10 protein-coding genes are annotated in these 15,296 nt (G+C 70.2%); 8 read left to right on the top strand and 2 right to left on the bottom strand.

All coding sequences use genetic code 11. The features are described from left to right. Nucleotides 1-88: 88 nt before the first annotated feature. The 4 genes from V1318_RS00880 (at nucleotide 89) to V1318_RS00865 (ending at nucleotide 8,397) form a co-directional block, all read left to right on the top strand. Nucleotides 89-1,102, top strand: a complete 1,014-nt coding sequence (locus tag V1318_RS00880; protein ID WP_332936893.1) for a LacI family DNA-binding transcriptional regulator — start codon at nucleotides 89-91, stop codon at nucleotides 1,100-1,102. Between the two features lie 301 nt (nucleotides 1,103-1,403). After that, nucleotides 1,404-4,436, top strand: a complete 3,033-nt coding sequence (gene pgmB, locus V1318_RS00875; protein WP_332936891.1) for a beta-phosphoglucomutase — start codon at nucleotides 1,404-1,406, stop codon at nucleotides 4,434-4,436. A gap of 78 nt (nucleotides 4,437-4,514) precedes the next feature. Next, complete coding sequence (locus tag V1318_RS00870; RefSeq protein WP_332936890.1) at nucleotides 4,515-6,914, top strand: TonB-dependent receptor; 2,400 nt, start codon at nucleotides 4,515-4,517, stop codon at nucleotides 6,912-6,914. Between the two features lie 217 nt (nucleotides 6,915-7,131). Next, nucleotides 7,132-8,397, top strand: coding sequence for an MFS transporter (locus tag V1318_RS00865; RefSeq protein WP_332936888.1), 1,266 nt, complete (start codon nucleotides 7,132-7,134; stop codon nucleotides 8,395-8,397). 12 nt (nucleotides 8,398-8,409) lie between these two features. Here V1318_RS00865 and V1318_RS00860 read toward each other — a convergent pair whose 3' ends face one another. Next, the gene (locus tag V1318_RS00860; protein ID WP_332936886.1) at nucleotides 8,410-8,904 is read right to left on the bottom strand and encodes a hypothetical protein; all 495 of its coding nucleotides are present in this window, start codon (nucleotides 8,902-8,904) and stop codon (nucleotides 8,410-8,412) included. A 28-nt stretch (nucleotides 8,905-8,932) separates the two neighbouring features. After that, nucleotides 8,933-10,045: a sn-glycerol-3-phosphate ABC transporter ATP-binding protein UgpC gene (gene ugpC / locus V1318_RS00855; RefSeq protein WP_332936884.1), complete on the bottom strand. Its 1,113-nt coding sequence runs from the start codon at nucleotides 10,043-10,045 to the stop codon at nucleotides 8,933-8,935. 109 nt (nucleotides 10,046-10,154) lie between these two features. Between ugpC and V1318_RS00850 the strand changes: the two genes are divergently transcribed. The 4 genes from V1318_RS00850 to pgl all read left to right on the top strand — a co-directional run bounded on the left by V1318_RS00850 (nucleotide 10,155) and on the right by pgl (nucleotide 14,757). Then, a complete protein-coding gene (locus tag V1318_RS00850) occupies nucleotides 10,155-11,528 on the top strand; it encodes a GH1 family beta-glucosidase (RefSeq protein ID WP_332936882.1) in 1,374 nt (457 codons plus the stop codon). A gap of 44 nt (nucleotides 11,529-11,572) precedes the next feature. Beyond that, nucleotides 11,573-12,997 carry a glucose-6-phosphate dehydrogenase gene (zwf, locus tag V1318_RS00845; RefSeq protein WP_332936880.1) on the top strand — a complete coding sequence of 475 codons (1,425 nt, stop codon included), beginning with the start codon at nucleotides 11,573-11,575 and terminating at the stop codon, nucleotides 12,995-12,997. Continuing rightward, complete coding sequence (gene glk, locus V1318_RS00840) at nucleotides 12,994-13,980, top strand: glucokinase (RefSeq protein ID WP_332936879.1); 987 nt, start codon at nucleotides 12,994-12,996, stop codon at nucleotides 13,978-13,980. Before zwf ends, glk begins: the two co-directional genes overlap by 4 nt. An 87-nt stretch (nucleotides 13,981-14,067) precedes the next feature. Next, nucleotides 14,068-14,757, top strand: a complete 690-nt coding sequence (gene pgl, locus V1318_RS00835; RefSeq protein WP_332938284.1) for a 6-phosphogluconolactonase — start codon at nucleotides 14,068-14,070, stop codon at nucleotides 14,755-14,757. Nucleotides 14,758-15,296 lie beyond the last annotated feature (539 nt).

The raw sequence follows: 15,296 nt of genomic DNA, 5'->3' as shown, positions 1-15,296 counted from the left end.
CTGCGAACCGCAACGGCGGTCATGCTATTGATGACGCACGGACCCGGACGCGGTCCGCGACCGTCCGCAACGCAAGGTAGCCAGGCCGATGAGCCGACCCCGCGCCCAACGCCGCAAGAAAGAACCCGGCGACAGCCCGACCATGGCCGACCTGGCCAAGCTGGCCGGGGTCTCGGCGATCACGGTCTCGCGCGCGCTGCGCGACAGCCCGCTGGTGAACCCCGAGACCCGCGCCCAGATCAAGGCCCTGGCCGAGAGCCAGGGCTACATGTTCAACATCTCGGCGCGCAATCTGCGCCTGCGCCGCAGCATGACCGTGGCGGTGGTGGTGGAGATGACCCCGACCATCGAGCGCCAGATGTCCGGGCCGTATCCCCTGGACCTGCTCGGCGGCATCAGCCAGGAGCTGACCTCGTCCGGCTACGCGGTGCTGCTGACCTCGCTGCAGGGCGGCGCGCTGCCCAGCGTGCAGGCCGCCGACGGCGTGATCCTGCTCGGCCAGGGCGCGCACGAAGACGCCATGCACCAGGTCCAGCGCTGGGGCCGGCCGATGGTGGTCTGGGGCGCGGTCAGCCGGCACGAGTCGCAGGTGGTGGTGGGCAGCGACAACCAGCGCGGCGGCGCGCTCGCGGCCGAACGCTTCATCGCCCTGGGCCGGCGCCGGCCGGTATTCCTGGGCGACCCCGCCCACGGCGAGTTCGCCGAGCGTCTGGACGGTTACAGCCGCGCCCTCGCCCGCCACGATCTGAGCCCGCTCATGCCGCCGGTGTCCGGCTTGACCGTGAGCGCGGGCGCGACCGCGGTGCACACCCTGCTCGACCAGCATCCGCAGTTCGACGCTCTGTTCGCGGCCAGCGACCTGCTGGCGATCGGCGCGATCCGGGCCCTGATCGAGCGCGGCCGGCGCGTGCCGGAGGACGTGTCGGTGATCGGCTACGACGACACGCCCCTGGGCGCGACCTATCTGCCGCCGCTGACCTCGGTGCATCAGAACTTCACCGACGCCGGCGTGCTGCTGGCGCGCAAGATCCTGGCCCTGATCGAAGGCCAGCCCGCGCAGTCCGAGATCCTCGCCACCAACCTGGTGGTGCGGGTGACCTGAACCGGCCGGCCCGCGGCGCAGCGGCGTGCTGCGGCGCAGCGCGATGGCGGTGGCGGCGGTCGCCGTCGACACCGCGCTTACGGTGCCGGGCAGCGACGATCCGGCAGATGCCAATCCGCTTTAAATCAACTGCTTGTCCCATATTGCTGCGCAGACCGGGTAGCTGAATCCGCGGCCGTCCGGCGCCGCCCGCCGATCCTTCGCGACGATTTGTTATCGATAACTTGACATCGATAACAATGCACCTCTAGCGTCCGCCTCCAGCCGCCGACCGGCGGTCCAGCAAGCAGGCCAGCGACGCGTGACCGATCAGAATTCCCCCGCTCTCTCCGACCTAGACGCCGAAGACGCCGAACGCGCCTGGCGCCTGCGCCAGGACCGCTACGAACCCGAGCGCCGGCGGCGCGACGCCAGCCTGTTCGCGCTCGCCAACGGCTCGCTCGGCGTGCGCGGCGGTTTCGAGGAAGGCCGCGGCGACGGCGATGGCAGCTACCTGGCCGCGGTCTACGAACAGAACCCGATCCACTACCACGAGCGCTTCCGCGGCTTCGCCCTGAGCACCGACACCCGCGTCCCGGTCGCCGACGGCAAGCGCATCGAAATCTGGCTGGGCGACGAGCGTCTGGACCCGGATACCGCCCAGGTGCTCGCCTTCGAACGCGAGCTCGACCTGCACACCGGCGCCCTGCGCCGCCGCATGCGTCTGCGCAGCGCGAACGGCGCGACCCTTGAGATCGAAGCCGAGCGGGTGGTGCCGCTGAACGTGCATCCGGGCGCCTGCGACCTGCTCGCGATCCGCTACCGCGCGACTTCGGTCGACTACACCGGTCCGATCGCGCTGGTTTCGGCGATCGAAAGCGGCCACCAGGCCGCGGCCCAGGGCGACGACCCGCGCATCGGCGTGTCCGGCAGCGAAGGCCTGCTCGCCCACGGCGCGCGCGCCGACGCCGTGCAGGCCCGTTACGGCCAGCGCACCCATCGCGGCACCGGCGCGGTCCTGTGCGGCCAGCGCCATCGGTTCCCGCCGGCCGCCGCCACGCTGCATTTCGTCGCCGCCGAGGCCGACGACGCGCGCGTCGCCCAGCGCTACGAAGCGCAGCTCACGCCGGGCGCCGGCGTCGCCCTGGAAAAATTCGTCGCCTACGCCAGCGCCGCCGACGCCGCCGGCCTGGACGCGCGCGTGGATGCCGCGCTGTCGGCGGCCGTCGACGCCGGCTACCAAGCCCTGGCCGCGCTGCAGGCCGGCGCCATGGCCGGGTTCTGGCGCGACGCCGAGCTGTCCATCGACGGCGATCCGGACAGCGAACTCGCGCTGCGCTTCAACCTGTTCCACCTGTGGCAGTCGGCCGGCCGCGACGGCGTGTCCGGCACCGCCGCCAAGGGCCTGACCGGCGAAGGCTACGAGGGCCACTGCTTCTGGGACACCGAGGCCTTCGTGCTGCCGGTGATGGCCTACACCGCGCCGGAGGTGGCGCGCGCGATGCTGCAGGCGCGTCACCGCATGCTCGCCGCGGCGCGCGCGCATGCGCGCGAGATGAACCACCCGGCCGGCGCGCTCTACCCCTGGCGCACCATCGCCGGCGGCGAATGCTCCGCCCACTACCCGTCCGGCTCGGCCGCGTACCACATCAACGCCGCCATCGCCTACGCGATCGGCCTGTACCTGGACGCCAGCGACGACGTCGGTTTCCTGTTCGACGGCGGCGCCGAGATGCTGTTCGAGACCGCGCGCATCTGGCCGCAGATCGGTCACTACAACCCGCGCCGCGGCGGCGCGTTCTGCATCCACGAAGTCACCGGGCCGGACGAGTACACGGCCATGGTCGACAACAACTACTACACCAACCGCATGGCCCAGCAGCACCTGCTGCGCGCGGTCGCGGTGTGGCGGCGCCTGCATGCGCTGCGGCCGGAAGCGGCCGCCGCGCTGGACGCGCGCCTGGGCCTGGACGCGGACGAGGTCGCCGACTGGCAGCGCGCGGCCGAGGCCATGTACCTGCCCTACGACGAAAGCCTGGGCGTGTACGCGCAGGACGACGGATTCCTCGACAAGCCGCGCTGGCCGTTCCCGCCGCGCCAGGGCGAACACCGTCCGCTGCTGCTGGATTACCACCCGCTCACGCTCTACCGCTACCAGGTCTGCAAGCAGGCCGACGTGGTGATGGCGCTGGTGCTGGCCGGCGCCGGTATCGAGCTGGCGCGCAAGCGCCGCAGCTACGATTACTACGAGGCGGTGACCACCCACGACTCGACCCTGTCGGCGTCGATGTTCGGCATCCTCGCCAGCGAAGTCGGGCATGCCGACCGCGCCCTGCACTACTTCGACGCCAGCCTGCGCGTGGACCTGGACGATCTGCACGGCAACACCGACCACGGCGTGCACATGGCGGCGATGGCGGGCAGCTGGCTGGCGCTCACCCAGGGCTTCGCCGGCATGCGCGCGATCGAGGGCGAACTGCATTTCGCCCCCGGCCTGCCCGCGCGCTGGAACGGCTACGGCTTCGGCCTGCGCTGGCGCGGCCGCGAGCTGCACGTCGGCATCGAACGCGACCAGGCCGTGTACCGCCTGATCGAAGGCGAACCGCTGGAGATCGTGCACGCCGGACAGCGCCTGCGCCTGAGCGCGGGCACACCGCAGCAGCGGCCGCTCGCGCACGCGCGGGGCGCGGCACCAACCGCTTTCCCGCGCCCGGCCCAGGCCTTGATCTTCGACCTGGACGGCGTGCTCACCGACACCGCGCACACCCATTACTTGGCCTGGAAGCGCCTGGCCGACGAGATCGGCGTGCCCTTCGACGAGACCGTCAACCTGCGCCTGAAGGGCGTCGACCGCGAAGCCTCGCTGGCGATCATCCTGGAACGCGCGGACCGGCCCTACGACGAAGCCGAACGGCGCGAACTGGCCGCGCGCAAGAACGGCTATTACCGCGCCGCGATCGAAAGCGTCGGGCCGCAGGACCTCTACCCCGGCGCGGCCGCACTGCTGGACGCGGCGCGCGCGCGCGGGCTCAAGCTCGGCCTGGCCTCGGCCAGCAAGAACGCGGCCGCGTTGCTGGCGCGGCTGGGCATCGCCGACCGCTTCGACTACGTCGCCGATGCCGCCCACATCGCGCGCGCCAAGCCGGCCCCGGACATTTTCCTGAGCGTGGCGCAGGCGCTGGGGGTGCCGCCCGAGCGCTGCATCGGCATCGAGGACGCGGCCGCCGGCATCGTCGCGATCCGCGCCGCCGGCATGCCCGCGGTCGGCATCGGCGATCCGGCCGCGCTGCCGGGCGCGGACGCCCACCTGCCCGCGATCGCCGCCTTCGACCTGGACGTCTTCGTATCGCGCTGAACATCCACCGCATCGACGCGCCGCCCGCCGGCGCACCGACGTACACAACCTGACATTCTGAGGAGTGGGGAGAACACCATGCAGCAGCAGTCTCTGATCCGTTACGCCCTGTCGATGGCCATCGCCGCCGCGTTGAGCCCGGGCCTCGTGCGCGCGCAGGACGCCGCGCCGGCCACGGACGCGCCGCCCGCCGGCGAAAGCGAAGCCACCACCCTGGACTCGGTGGTGGTCAGCGGTACCGCCCGCTTCAAGGGCGTGCGCAAGCGCGACGCCAGCTTCTCCATCACCACCGCCTCGCTGGAGCAATTGCAGGAAGCGGTGCCGCTGAGCACCGCCGACGCGCTCAAGGTGGTGCCCGGCATCTGGGCCGAATCGGCCGGCGGCAGCACCGGCGCCAACATCTTCGTGCGCGGCATGCCCTCGGAGGGCGACGCCCCGTTCGTGACCGTGCAGATGGACGGCGCGCCGCTGTTCCCGCCGCCGACCCTGTCGTTCCTGGAGAACTCCACCCTGTTCCGCATGGACGACACCATCGACCGCATGGAAGTGCTGCGCGGCGGTCCCAGCCCGATCTTCTCCAACGGCCAGCCCGGCGCCACGGTCAACTTCATCCAGAAAAAGGGCGGCGAAGAAACCGAAGGCAGCCTGCGCGTGACCGCCGGCAGCGACAACCTGCGCCGGGTCGACGTGTTCAACAGCGGCAAGCTCGGCGAAGGCTGGTACTACAGCATCGGCGGCTTCTACCGGGTCACCGACGGCGTGCGCGACACCCAGTTCCCGGCCGACAAGGGCGGCCAATTCAGCGCCACCCTGACCCGCAGCTGGGACAGCGGCGAGGTGACCCTGTACGCGCGCCACACCGACGACAAGAACGCCTTCTTCACCCCGATCCCGCTGCTCTCGCGCAACAACGGCAAGGACCTGTCCAGCTTCCCGGGCCTGGACGCGCAGTCCGGCACCCTGCTGGGCAACGACTTCCGCCGCGTGACCATCCCCACCGGCGCCAACGGCGAGACCGTCAGCCGCGATCTGGCCGACGGCCGCGGCATCAACCTGGACGTGTTCGGCGCCTCGATGGACTTCTACCTCGGCGACTGGACCATCAGCGACCGGGTCAACTACGTCAGCGGCAGCGCGCCCACCAACGGCCTGTTCACCGGCGCCAGCCCGCAGACCATCAGCAGCTACATCGCCTCCTTCGGCAGCCCCGGCACCGCCACCTACACCAACGGCGGCGGCGCGGTCGATCCGAACCAGCAGGTGCTGACCGCCGGTTTCTGGGTGGTCGACAAGGAAATCGAGTCCTTCACCAACGACCTGCGTTTCAGCCGCGACCTGTTCGAGGGCAATACCCTCACCGCCGGCGTCTACTACGCGCGCTATTCGTCCAAGGACACCTGGTACCTGGGCAACAATATGCTGCTGACCGCGCAGAACAACGCGCGCCGCATCGACGTGACCCTGGCCGACGGCCGCCAGGTCACCCGCGACGGCTTCGTCGGCACCTCGTTCTTCTCGCTGCGCGGCGATTACGACGGCCAGAACACCGCGGTGTTCCTGGCCGACGAATGGCAGATCAACGACCGCCTGCGCCTGGACGGCGGCATCCGCTACGAGTGGCAGCAGGTCGACGGCACCGTCCACAACACCGCCACGGTCGATCTGGACGGCAATCCCAACACGCTCTACGACAACAACACCTCGATCTCGCTGCCCAGCACCCGCCGCATCGACCAGGACGACAAGCATTTCTCCTGGACCCTGGGCCTGAACTTCAAGCTCAACGACAGCGCCAGCCTGTTCGCGCGCGCCAACTCCGGCTACAAGCTGCCGACCTTCGACGGCCTGCGCGACGGCAACACCAAGGTGCAGGAGGTCGACCAGTACGAGCTCGGCTTCAAGGCCGGCAATTCGGTCTACGACCTGTACCTGACCGCGTTCTACAACAGTTTCACCAATTCGCCGTTCCAGGCCTTCCTCGACGACGGCACCAACTTCACCACGGTCGGCGATTCGCGCGCCTACGGCGTCGAAGTCGAGGGCGCGATCCGTCCCTTCGGCGGTTTCGAGCTGCGCGCCACCGGCGTGTGGCTGGACGCCCAGTACGAGAACTACCGCGAGTTCACCGGCAACCAGGTGATGCGCCAGCCCAAGGCCCAGTTCCGGATCACCCCGAGCTACTACTGGACCCTGCCGGTCGGCGATCTCAAGCTGTTCGCGACCTACTCGCACATCGGCGACCGCTACGCCGACCTGGCCAACACCCAGGAGCTGCCCTCGTACCACACGCTGGACGTGGGCGCGAACCTGCACGTGGGCGAGCACTGGGAGTTCACCGCCAGCGGCAGCAACGTGACCGACGAGCTGGGCCTGACCGAAGGCAACGTGCGCGTGCCCGGCGCGGCCACTGGCGGGGTGTTCCTGGGCCGGCCGATCGCGGGACGTTCCTACCAGCTGTCGGCGGCCTACCGCTGGTGAACGCGGCGGCGACGCGGCGGCATGCGATGCTGACTCCGTCGCTTTCGACCGCCTCGCGCCGACCGGCGCGCGGTTTTCGAAGCCCGTTCGCGGCGCGATCCCGGAGCCGCCGCCTGCGCATCCCTCCCTCCAAGGCGCAGGCGGCACCGGCGACCGTCGCGAACGGTCTTTTTAACCACAGCGCGCGGCCCCGCAGGGCAGCGCGCCGGAGCAGCGCATGACCTCCACCGGCAGCCACCGCGGCCGCATGATCCTGGCGATGATCCTGACCTACATGGTGTTCGCGGTGCTGCTCAACAGCGTCGGCACCGTGATCCTGCAGGCGATCCAGGGCTTCGGCGTGAACAAGGCCGACGCCAGTTTCCTGGAGGCCTTCAAGGACCTTCCGATCGCGATCGTGTCCTTCCTCACCGCCTCGCTGCTGCCGCGCCTGGGCTATCGGCGCGCGATGATCCTGGGCCTGAGCCTGGTCGCCGCGGCCTGCGCGCTGATGCCGCTGCTGCACGCGTTCTGGGCGACCAAGCTGCTGTTCGCCACGGTCGGCGCCTCGTTCGCGCTGGCCAAGGTCTCGGTGTATTCCTCGATCGGCCTGCTCACCGACGGCAAGCAACAGCACGCCAGTTTGACCAGCACCATCGAGGGCTGGTTCATGGTCGGGGTGCTCGCCGGCTATTGGCTGTTCGCCAGCTTCATCAACCCCGAATCGCCGGCCGACCCGCGCTGGCTGCGGGTGTACTGGGTGATCGCCGCGGTCGCCGCGGCCACCGCGCTGCTGCTGACGGTCAGCCGCCTGGACGAAACCGCCGCGCGCGACGGCCACGCGCCGGGCGAGGCCTTCTTCGACATGTTCCGCCTGGTCGCGCAGCCGTTGATCGGCGTGTTCCTGGCGTCGGCCTTCCTGTACGTGCTGATCGAACAGAGCATCGGCACCTGGCTGCCGACCTTCAACCGCGAGATCCTGCACCTGCCCACCACCATGAGCGTGCAGGCCGCGAGCATCTTCGCCGTTTCGCTGGCGCTGGGCCGGCTCGGCGCCGGCCTGCTGCTGCGGCGCGTACCCTGGCATTGGCTGCTGATCGCCTGCGTGCTGGCGATGGCCGCGCTGGTGCTGCTGGCGCTGCCGCTGGCCGCGGGCATGCGCCCGGACCCGAACGCGAGCTGGACCCGCGCTCCGGCCGCGGCCTACGTGTTTCCGCTGATCGGCCTGTTCATGGCGCCGATCTATCCGGCGATCAATTCGGTGGTACTCAGCGCCTTGCCGAAGTCGCGCCACGCCGCGATGACCGGCCTGATCGTGGTGTTCTCGGCCCTGGGCGGGACCACCGGCTCCTTCATCACCGGCCAGCTGTTCGCGCGCGCCGGCGGCGAGACCGCGTTCTACCTGTCGCTGGCGCCGATGGCCCTGCTGCTGATCGCGATCGTCGGCCTCAAGCGCCAGACCCTGCGCGCCGACGCGGCCCTGGCCGCGCAAGGCTCCGCCTGAGCCTGCGCGCGCTCAACGCAGCAGTTCGTAGGCGCCGCGCTCCTGGTCGTAGCGGTAGTCGCAGCCCAACAGCCGCGCGGTGACCAGGTAGGAGTGCTCGTCGTCGGTCGGGTATTCCTTGTACGGCAAGCCCTTGAGTTCGATGGACGCATCGATCACCTGCCGCCCGTCGCGCATGTCCAGGATCTTGCTGCCGACCTGGAACAGCGCCGGGCCGAGCGGCGCGATCGCACGCACCTGCCGGTCCAGCAAACGCCAGGGCCGCGGGTTGTAAGTCGCCGCGAGGAACTCGCCGCCGCTGCCGAGCAGGTTGCGCACCGCCAGGCTCGCGTCCTCGATGCCGTCCGGCGGCGTTTCGGCCTGACCGATGCGGTCGTACACATCGTACAGATAGCCCCAGCCGGTGCGGGCCAGGGCGACGTAGCCGTAACCGTAGCCGGCGCCCGCGGCCAGCGGCACGCAGAACATCGCGCCTTCACGGATGGCCGTGGCCTGATCGATCCGCATGTTCGACTCCTGGGGGGACGCGCCGCGATCAACCGGCCGCCGCCGGCGCGCGCAGGCTGCGCTCGGTCTCGGGATCGAAGTAATGCATGCGCTCGGGCACGTAGCCCAGGTGCACGGTGTCGCCAGGCGCGGGCAGATCGTAGGGCGGCAGGCGCAGCACCAGGTCGCAGCCGCCACAGCCCAGATTGAGGAAGGCTTCGTTGCCGACCGGCTCCACCACTTCCACCCGCGCCGACAGGCGCTCGGGCGCGGCCTCGGCCAGGTGCATGTCCTCCGGGCGCAGGCCGACGGTGAGCCGGCGGCCGAGGTAGCCGCGCACGCTCTCGCGCAGGGCCTCGTCGGGTTGCAACGGCAATTCCACGCCTTCGGCGATGCGCAGCCGCAAGCCGTCGCGTTCGATCACCTCGCCCCACAGCAGGTTCATCTTCGGGCTGCCCAGGAAAGTCGCCACGAACAGATTGGCCGGATGCCGGTACAGCGCCATCGGCGTGTCGATCTGCTGGATCTTGCCGTCCTTGAGCACGACGATGCGCTGGCCCAGGGTCATGGCCTCGATCTGATCGTGGGTGACGTAGACCATGGTGGTGCCGAGCTGGCGATGCAGGCGCGCGATCTCCACCCGCATGCCCATGCGCAGCTTGGCGTCCAGGTTGGACAGCGGTTCGTCGAGCAGGAACACCTGCGGCTGGCGCACCAGCGCCCGGCCCAGGGCCACGCGCTGGCGCTGGCCGCCGGACAGCGCGGCCGGCTTGCGTTGCAGCATCGACTGCAGCTCCAGCGTCGCCGCGGCCTCGTTCACGCGCGCCTCGATCTCGGCCTTGGACGCGCCGCGCAGCTTGAGGCCGAAGCCCAGGTTCTCGGCCACGGTCATGTGCGGGTACAGGGCGTAGCTCTGGAACACCATGGCGATGTCGCGGTCCTTGGGCGGGACCTCGTTGACCCGGCGGTCGCCTATGCGCAGCTCGCCGCTGCTGATCGTCTCCAGGCCCGCGATCATCCGCAGCAGGGTCGATTTGCCGCAGCCCGAGGGGCCGACCAACACCAGCAGCTCGCCGTCGCGGATCTCGAAACTGGCCTCGTCGACGCCGACGAACCCGTTCGGATAGACCTTGCGCAGACGTTCAAGCGTGACCTTCGCCATGAATTCTCCCAATCGTGGCCCCGGCGACGATGCAATTGTCGCCGCCCTGGGCTATTCTGCCATGTAACCGTTTACATGCGCGTTTGATGGCACCGGAGGCCAAACAGCGATGAGCCAAGTTCGTGTCTTTCCCGAGGGGTTCCTGTGGGGTGCGGCCACCGCCGCCCACCAGATCGAGGGCTCCCCGCTCGCCGATGGCGCCGGTCCCAGCATCTGGACCCGCTTCGCCCATACGCCGGGGATGACCCTCAACGGCGATACCGGCGACGTCGCCTGCGACCACTATCGGCGCTGGAAGGACGACGTCGCCCTGATGAAGCGCCTGGGCCTGCAGGCCTACCGCTTCAGCGTGTCCTGGTCGCGGATCCTGCCCGAGGGCACCGGCCGGGTGAACCAGGCCGGCCTGGACTTCTATTCGCGCCTGGTCGACGAACTGCTGGCCAACGGCATCGAGCCCCTGCTGACCCTGTACCACTGGGACATGCCGGCCGCGCTCGACGACCGCGGCGGCTGGCTCAACCGCGACTGCGCCGACTGGTTCGCCGAATACGGCAGCGTGCTGTACCGCGCGCTCGACGGCCGGGTCAAGAAGTGGGTCACCCTCAACGAACCCTGGGTGATCACCGACGGCGGCTACCTGCATGGCGCGCTCGCGCCCGGCCACCGCAGCCGCTTCGAGGCCCCGATCGCCTCGCACAACCTGATGCGCGCGCACGGCGCCGCGGTCCAGGCCTACCGCGCCATCGGCCGGCACGAGATCGGCCTGGTGGTGAACATCGAGCCCAAGTACGCCGCCACCGAGTCGGCCGCCGACGCCGCCGCGGTCAAGCGCGCCCACGCCTACATGAACGAGCAGTACCTCGACCCTGCCCTGCTCGGCTCCTACCCGCCGGAACTGCGCGAGATCTTCGGCGAGGCCTGGCCGGAATGGCCGGCCGAGGATTACGCGCTGATCCAGCAGAAGCTCGACTTCGTCGGCATCAACTACTACACCCGCAGCGTCACCAAGGACGCGGTCAGCTACCCGCTCAACACCGGCGTGGTGCGCCAGCCCTCGGGCACCTACACCGAGACCGGCTGGGAAGTGTTCCCGCAGGGCCTCACCGACACCCTGACCTGGTTCAAGCAGCGCTACGGCGACATCCCGATGTACGTGACCGAGAACGGCGCGGCCTTCTTCGATCCGCCGGTGGCCGAGCCCGACGCCAGCGGCGAGCGCCGCGTGCGCGACCCGCTGCGCATGGACTACCTGCAAAAGCACATCAGCGCGATCCACGACGCGATCCAGGCCGGCTGCGACATCCGCGGCTACATGGTCTGGTCGCTGCTGGACAACCTGGAGTGGTCGCTGGGCTATTCCAAGCGCTTCGGCGTGGTCCACGTGAACTACGCGACCCAGGACCGCACGCCCAAGGACAGCGCCAAGTGGTACTCGAAGGTGATCGCCACGCATGGCCGTTCGCTGTCCGAGCCGCTACCTTAAGCACTTCGACCACAACGGTCCCGACCAAACCAGGCGCCGGCGCCATGCACGACACCCTGTTGCTGTTCGGCGCCACGGGTGATCTCGCCCAGCGCTACCTGTTTCCGTCGCTGATCCACCTGTGGCGCGACCGCCTGCTGCCGCCCGACTTCCGCCTGATCGCGGTCGGGCGGCAGGAGATGGGCGACGAGGACTTCCGCGCCTGGCTGCGCGAACGCATGGCGGCCGAGGCCGCCGACGATGCCGCGTCGGTGGACGGCCTGCTGCGCTGCATCGCCTACGTCGCGGTCGACCTGCGCGACACCGCCGCGATCGCGGCCGCGCTGTCGCGCTACGCCGACCGCCCCAGCGTGAGCTACCTGGCCACGCCGCCGGACCTGTTCGTGCCGGTGGCGCAGGGCCTGGGCGCGGCCGGCGTGCTCGCCGATCCCTCGCGCCTGGTGCTGGAAAAACCGATCGGCCGCGACCTGGCCTCGGCGCGCGCGATCAACGCCGCCCTGCGCGCCTGCCTGGACGAGTCGCGGATCTTCCGCATCGACCATTACCTGGGCAAGGCCGCGGTGCAGAACCTGCTGGCGCTGCGCCTGGGCAACACCCTGCTGGAAGCGGTGTGGCAGCACCGCTGGATCGAATCGGTCGACATCCTGGTCGCCGAGACCGCCGGCGTCGACGGCCGCGAGGAGTACTACGCCGGCTACGGCGCCCTGCGCGACATGGTCCAGAACCACATGCTGCAGCTGCTGGCGCTGATCGCGATGGAACCGCCGTCCAACCTGGACGCCGACAGCATCCGCGAGGAGAAGCGCAAGACCCTGCGCGCGCTGCGCCCGATGAGCGCCGCCGACGCCGCCCGCGACACCGTGCGCGGCCGCTACGGCGCCGGCGTGGTCGAGGGCCGCGCGGTCAAGGGCTTCGTCCACGAGTCGCCGGTGGAAACCTTCGTCGCCCTGCGCACCTATATCGACAATTGGCGCTGGGCCGGGGTGCCGTTCCGGCTGGTCACCGGCAAGCGCCTGGCCGCGCGCGCGACCGAGGTCGTGGTCTCGTTCAAGCCGGTTTCGCATTGGCTGTTCGAGCGCCCCGCGCGCGGACGCGAACGCCCCAACCGCCTGCGCATGCGCCTGCAGCCGGACGAAACCGTGGAGCTGGGGCTGATGGGCAGCCTGGCCGCGCCCGAATGGGGCGCGCTGGAACTGCGGCCGATGTCGCTGGACCTGTCGATGTCGAATTCGCCGCAACGCCGGATCGCCTACGAACGCCTGCTGGTGGACGCGCTGCGCGGCAACCAGACCCTGTTCGTGCGCGACGACGAGGTCGAATCGGCCTGGCAATGGATCGACAGCGTCGAACGCGCCTGGAGCGGCACCGCCCAGCCGGTGATCGAGTACCCGGCCGGCTCCTGGGGCCCGGGCGAGGCCGCGGACTTCCTGCCGGCGTCGCTGCGCCAGGGCCGTGGAGGCCAGCCGTGAGCGCGGCCGCCGCGGAAACGCTGCTGGCCGACATCGGCGGCACCAATGCGCGCTTCGCCCTGGCCACGCCGCAGCGCGAACAGCCGCTGCACGAGGACAGCGTGCAGGTGTTCGCGGTCGCCGACTTCCCGTCCCTGGCCGACGCCGCGCGCCACTACCTCGACCGCATCGGCGCCACCCCCGGCGAAGCCGTATTCGCCGTGGCCGGCCGCGTCGACGGCGACGAGGCGCGCATCACCAATCATCCCTGGGTGATCTCGGCCGCGCGCACGCGCCAGGCCCTGGGCCTGGAACGCCTGCAACTGGTCAACGATTTCGCCGCCCAGGCGATGGCGGTGTCGCTCTTGCGCGCGCAGGACGTGGTCGCGATCGGCGGCAACGCCTGGCGCGGCGCCGACGAAGAAGGCGACCGCACCTACGCGGTGATCGGTGCCGGCACCGGGCTGGGCGTCGGCGGTCTGATCCGCCGCGACGGCCGTTACTACCCCTTGCAGACCGAGGGCGGCCACGTCAGCTTCGCGCCCGGCACGCCCGAGGAAATCGAGATCTTGCAGCGCCTGTCGGGCGAGTTCGGACGGGTCTCCAACGAGCGTCTGGTCAGCGGCAGCGGCTTGGTCAACCTGCACCGCGCGCTGAGCCAGATCGCCGGCGAGGACCCGGGCCCGCTGCAGCCGGCCGACATCACCGCGATGGCGCGTGAAGGCGACGCGCGCTGCCTGCGCGCGATCGACGTGTTCTGCGCCGTGTACGGCGCCGCCGCCGGCGACCTGGTGCTGACCCTGGGCGCCTGGGACGGCGTGTTCCTGCCCGGCGGGCTGGTGCCGCGCCTGATGCCCTGGCTGCAGCATTCCGGTTTCCGCCAGCGTTTCGAGCACAAGGGCCGTTTTTCGCCGGCGATGGCGCGCATCCCCACGCTCGCGGTCACCCATCCGCAGCCCGGTTTGCTGGGTGCGGCGGCCTTGGCCAGGCACACGCCACGCTGAGGTGGATCGTGCGAAGATCGGTGGATGCTCGACGATCCGTCGCCCGTGCCGGCCGGCCCTCCGGAGCCGGAAACCACCGCCTACGTGATGCACGCGCATCGGGGCCGCGATGTGTGGACCTGGGCTTGTGCGGTCGCGATCGCGGCGGAATTGCGCCGCGACCTGTCGCTGCGTCCGCGTGCGCGCCTGCTGCTGTCCGGCGGCGGCACGCCCGGTCCGGTGTACCGCGCGCTGTCCAAGGCGCCGCTGGATTGGAGCCGGGTCGACATCGGCCTGGTCGATGAACGCTGGTTGCTGCCGGACGATCCCGACAGCAACGCGCGCATGGTCCGCACCCATCTGCTGCACGATCACGCCGCCGCCGCCCGCTTCGAACCGCTGACCCAGGCCGGGCGCCGGATCGAGGACGCGGTCGCCGCCGCCAACGCCCACGCCCAACTCGGCGCCAGCGCCGCGGTGCTGGGCATGGGCGAGGACGGCCACACCGCCTCGCTGTTCCCGAACAGCCACGATCTCCCCCGCGCGCTGGAGAGCCGTCAGGCCTACATCGCCGTCGACGCCCAGGACGCCCCGGGCGCGCGGCAGTGGCCGCGCCGGATCAGCCTGACCCCGGCCGGCCTGGCGCGCGTGCAGACGCGGCTGCTGCTGATCCAGGGCGAACGCAAGCGCGAGGTGTTCGAAGCCGCGCTGCGCAGCGGCGACGTGCAGCGCTATCCGGTGCTGGCGGCGCTGGAGGCGGGGCGTGGGTCGCCGTTGCATGTGCATTGGTGCGAATGAAGGGTGCCGGACGGCAGAACCCTCATGGCCATCATTCCCGCGTAGGCGGGAATCCAGTGACTTCAGCCATGGGCGCCGAGTAACAGAGGCGTGGCCGAGTGCTCGAAATCCGGCCCAGGCTTCTTACTGATGCGGCTTCGTTGCGCCCGCATGCAACCCGGAGCGAGTCTAAGTCACTGGATTCCCGCCTTCGCGGGAATGACGAGAACGTAGCTACGCGGCGCGTGCCGCGACCTTTCGTCGTGTCGCGACGCGAGGACCGGACGCAGGATCGAAGGCCTAACGTAGGATGCGGTGACAACCGCATCGTCGCGCTCCGGCGTCGCCGTACTCCCGATTCGCGCGATGCGGTGCGCCTTCGGCTTACCGCATCCTACGGCGGCGGCAAGCACAGCATCAGCACGTAGGATGCGGTGACAACCGCATCGTCGCGCTCCGGCATCGCCGTGCTCCCGATTCGCACGATGCGGTGCGCCTTCGGCTTACCGCATCCTACGGCGGCGGCAAGCACAGCATCAGCACGTAGGATGCGGTGACAA

It is taken from the genome of Lysobacter sp. CCNWLW3 (assembly GCF_036697405.1).
Classification (GTDB): domain Bacteria; phylum Pseudomonadota; class Gammaproteobacteria; order Xanthomonadales; family Xanthomonadaceae; genus Lysobacter.
Note: the sequence above shows the minus strand (reverse complement) of the source record. Positions and strands in the feature narration are given on the sequence as shown.

Excerpts from the sequence above, each read along its gene's own strand:
- V1318_RS00880 (WP_332936893.1), top strand. The coding sequence starts at position 89 with ATGAGCCGACCCCGCGCCCAACGCCGCAAGAAAGAACCCGGCGACAGC.
- V1318_RS00870 (WP_332936890.1), top strand. The coding sequence starts at position 4,515 with ATGCAGCAGCAGTCTCTGATCCGTTACGCCCTGTCGATGGCCATCGCC.
- V1318_RS00865 (WP_332936888.1), top strand. The coding sequence starts at position 7,132 with ATGACCTCCACCGGCAGCCACCGCGGCCGCATGATCCTGGCGATGATC.
- V1318_RS00860 (WP_332936886.1), bottom strand. The coding sequence starts at position 8,904 with ATGCGGATCGATCAGGCCACGGCCATCCGTGAAGGCGCGATGTTCTGC.
- ugpC (WP_332936884.1), bottom strand. The coding sequence starts at position 10,045 with ATGGCGAAGGTCACGCTTGAACGTCTGCGCAAGGTCTATCCGAACGGG.
- V1318_RS00850 (WP_332936882.1), top strand. The coding sequence starts at position 10,155 with ATGAGCCAAGTTCGTGTCTTTCCCGAGGGGTTCCTGTGGGGTGCGGCC.
- zwf (WP_332936880.1), top strand. The coding sequence starts at position 11,573 with ATGCACGACACCCTGTTGCTGTTCGGCGCCACGGGTGATCTCGCCCAG.
- pgl (WP_332938284.1), top strand. The coding sequence starts at position 14,068 with ATGCACGCGCATCGGGGCCGCGATGTGTGGACCTGGGCTTGTGCGGTC.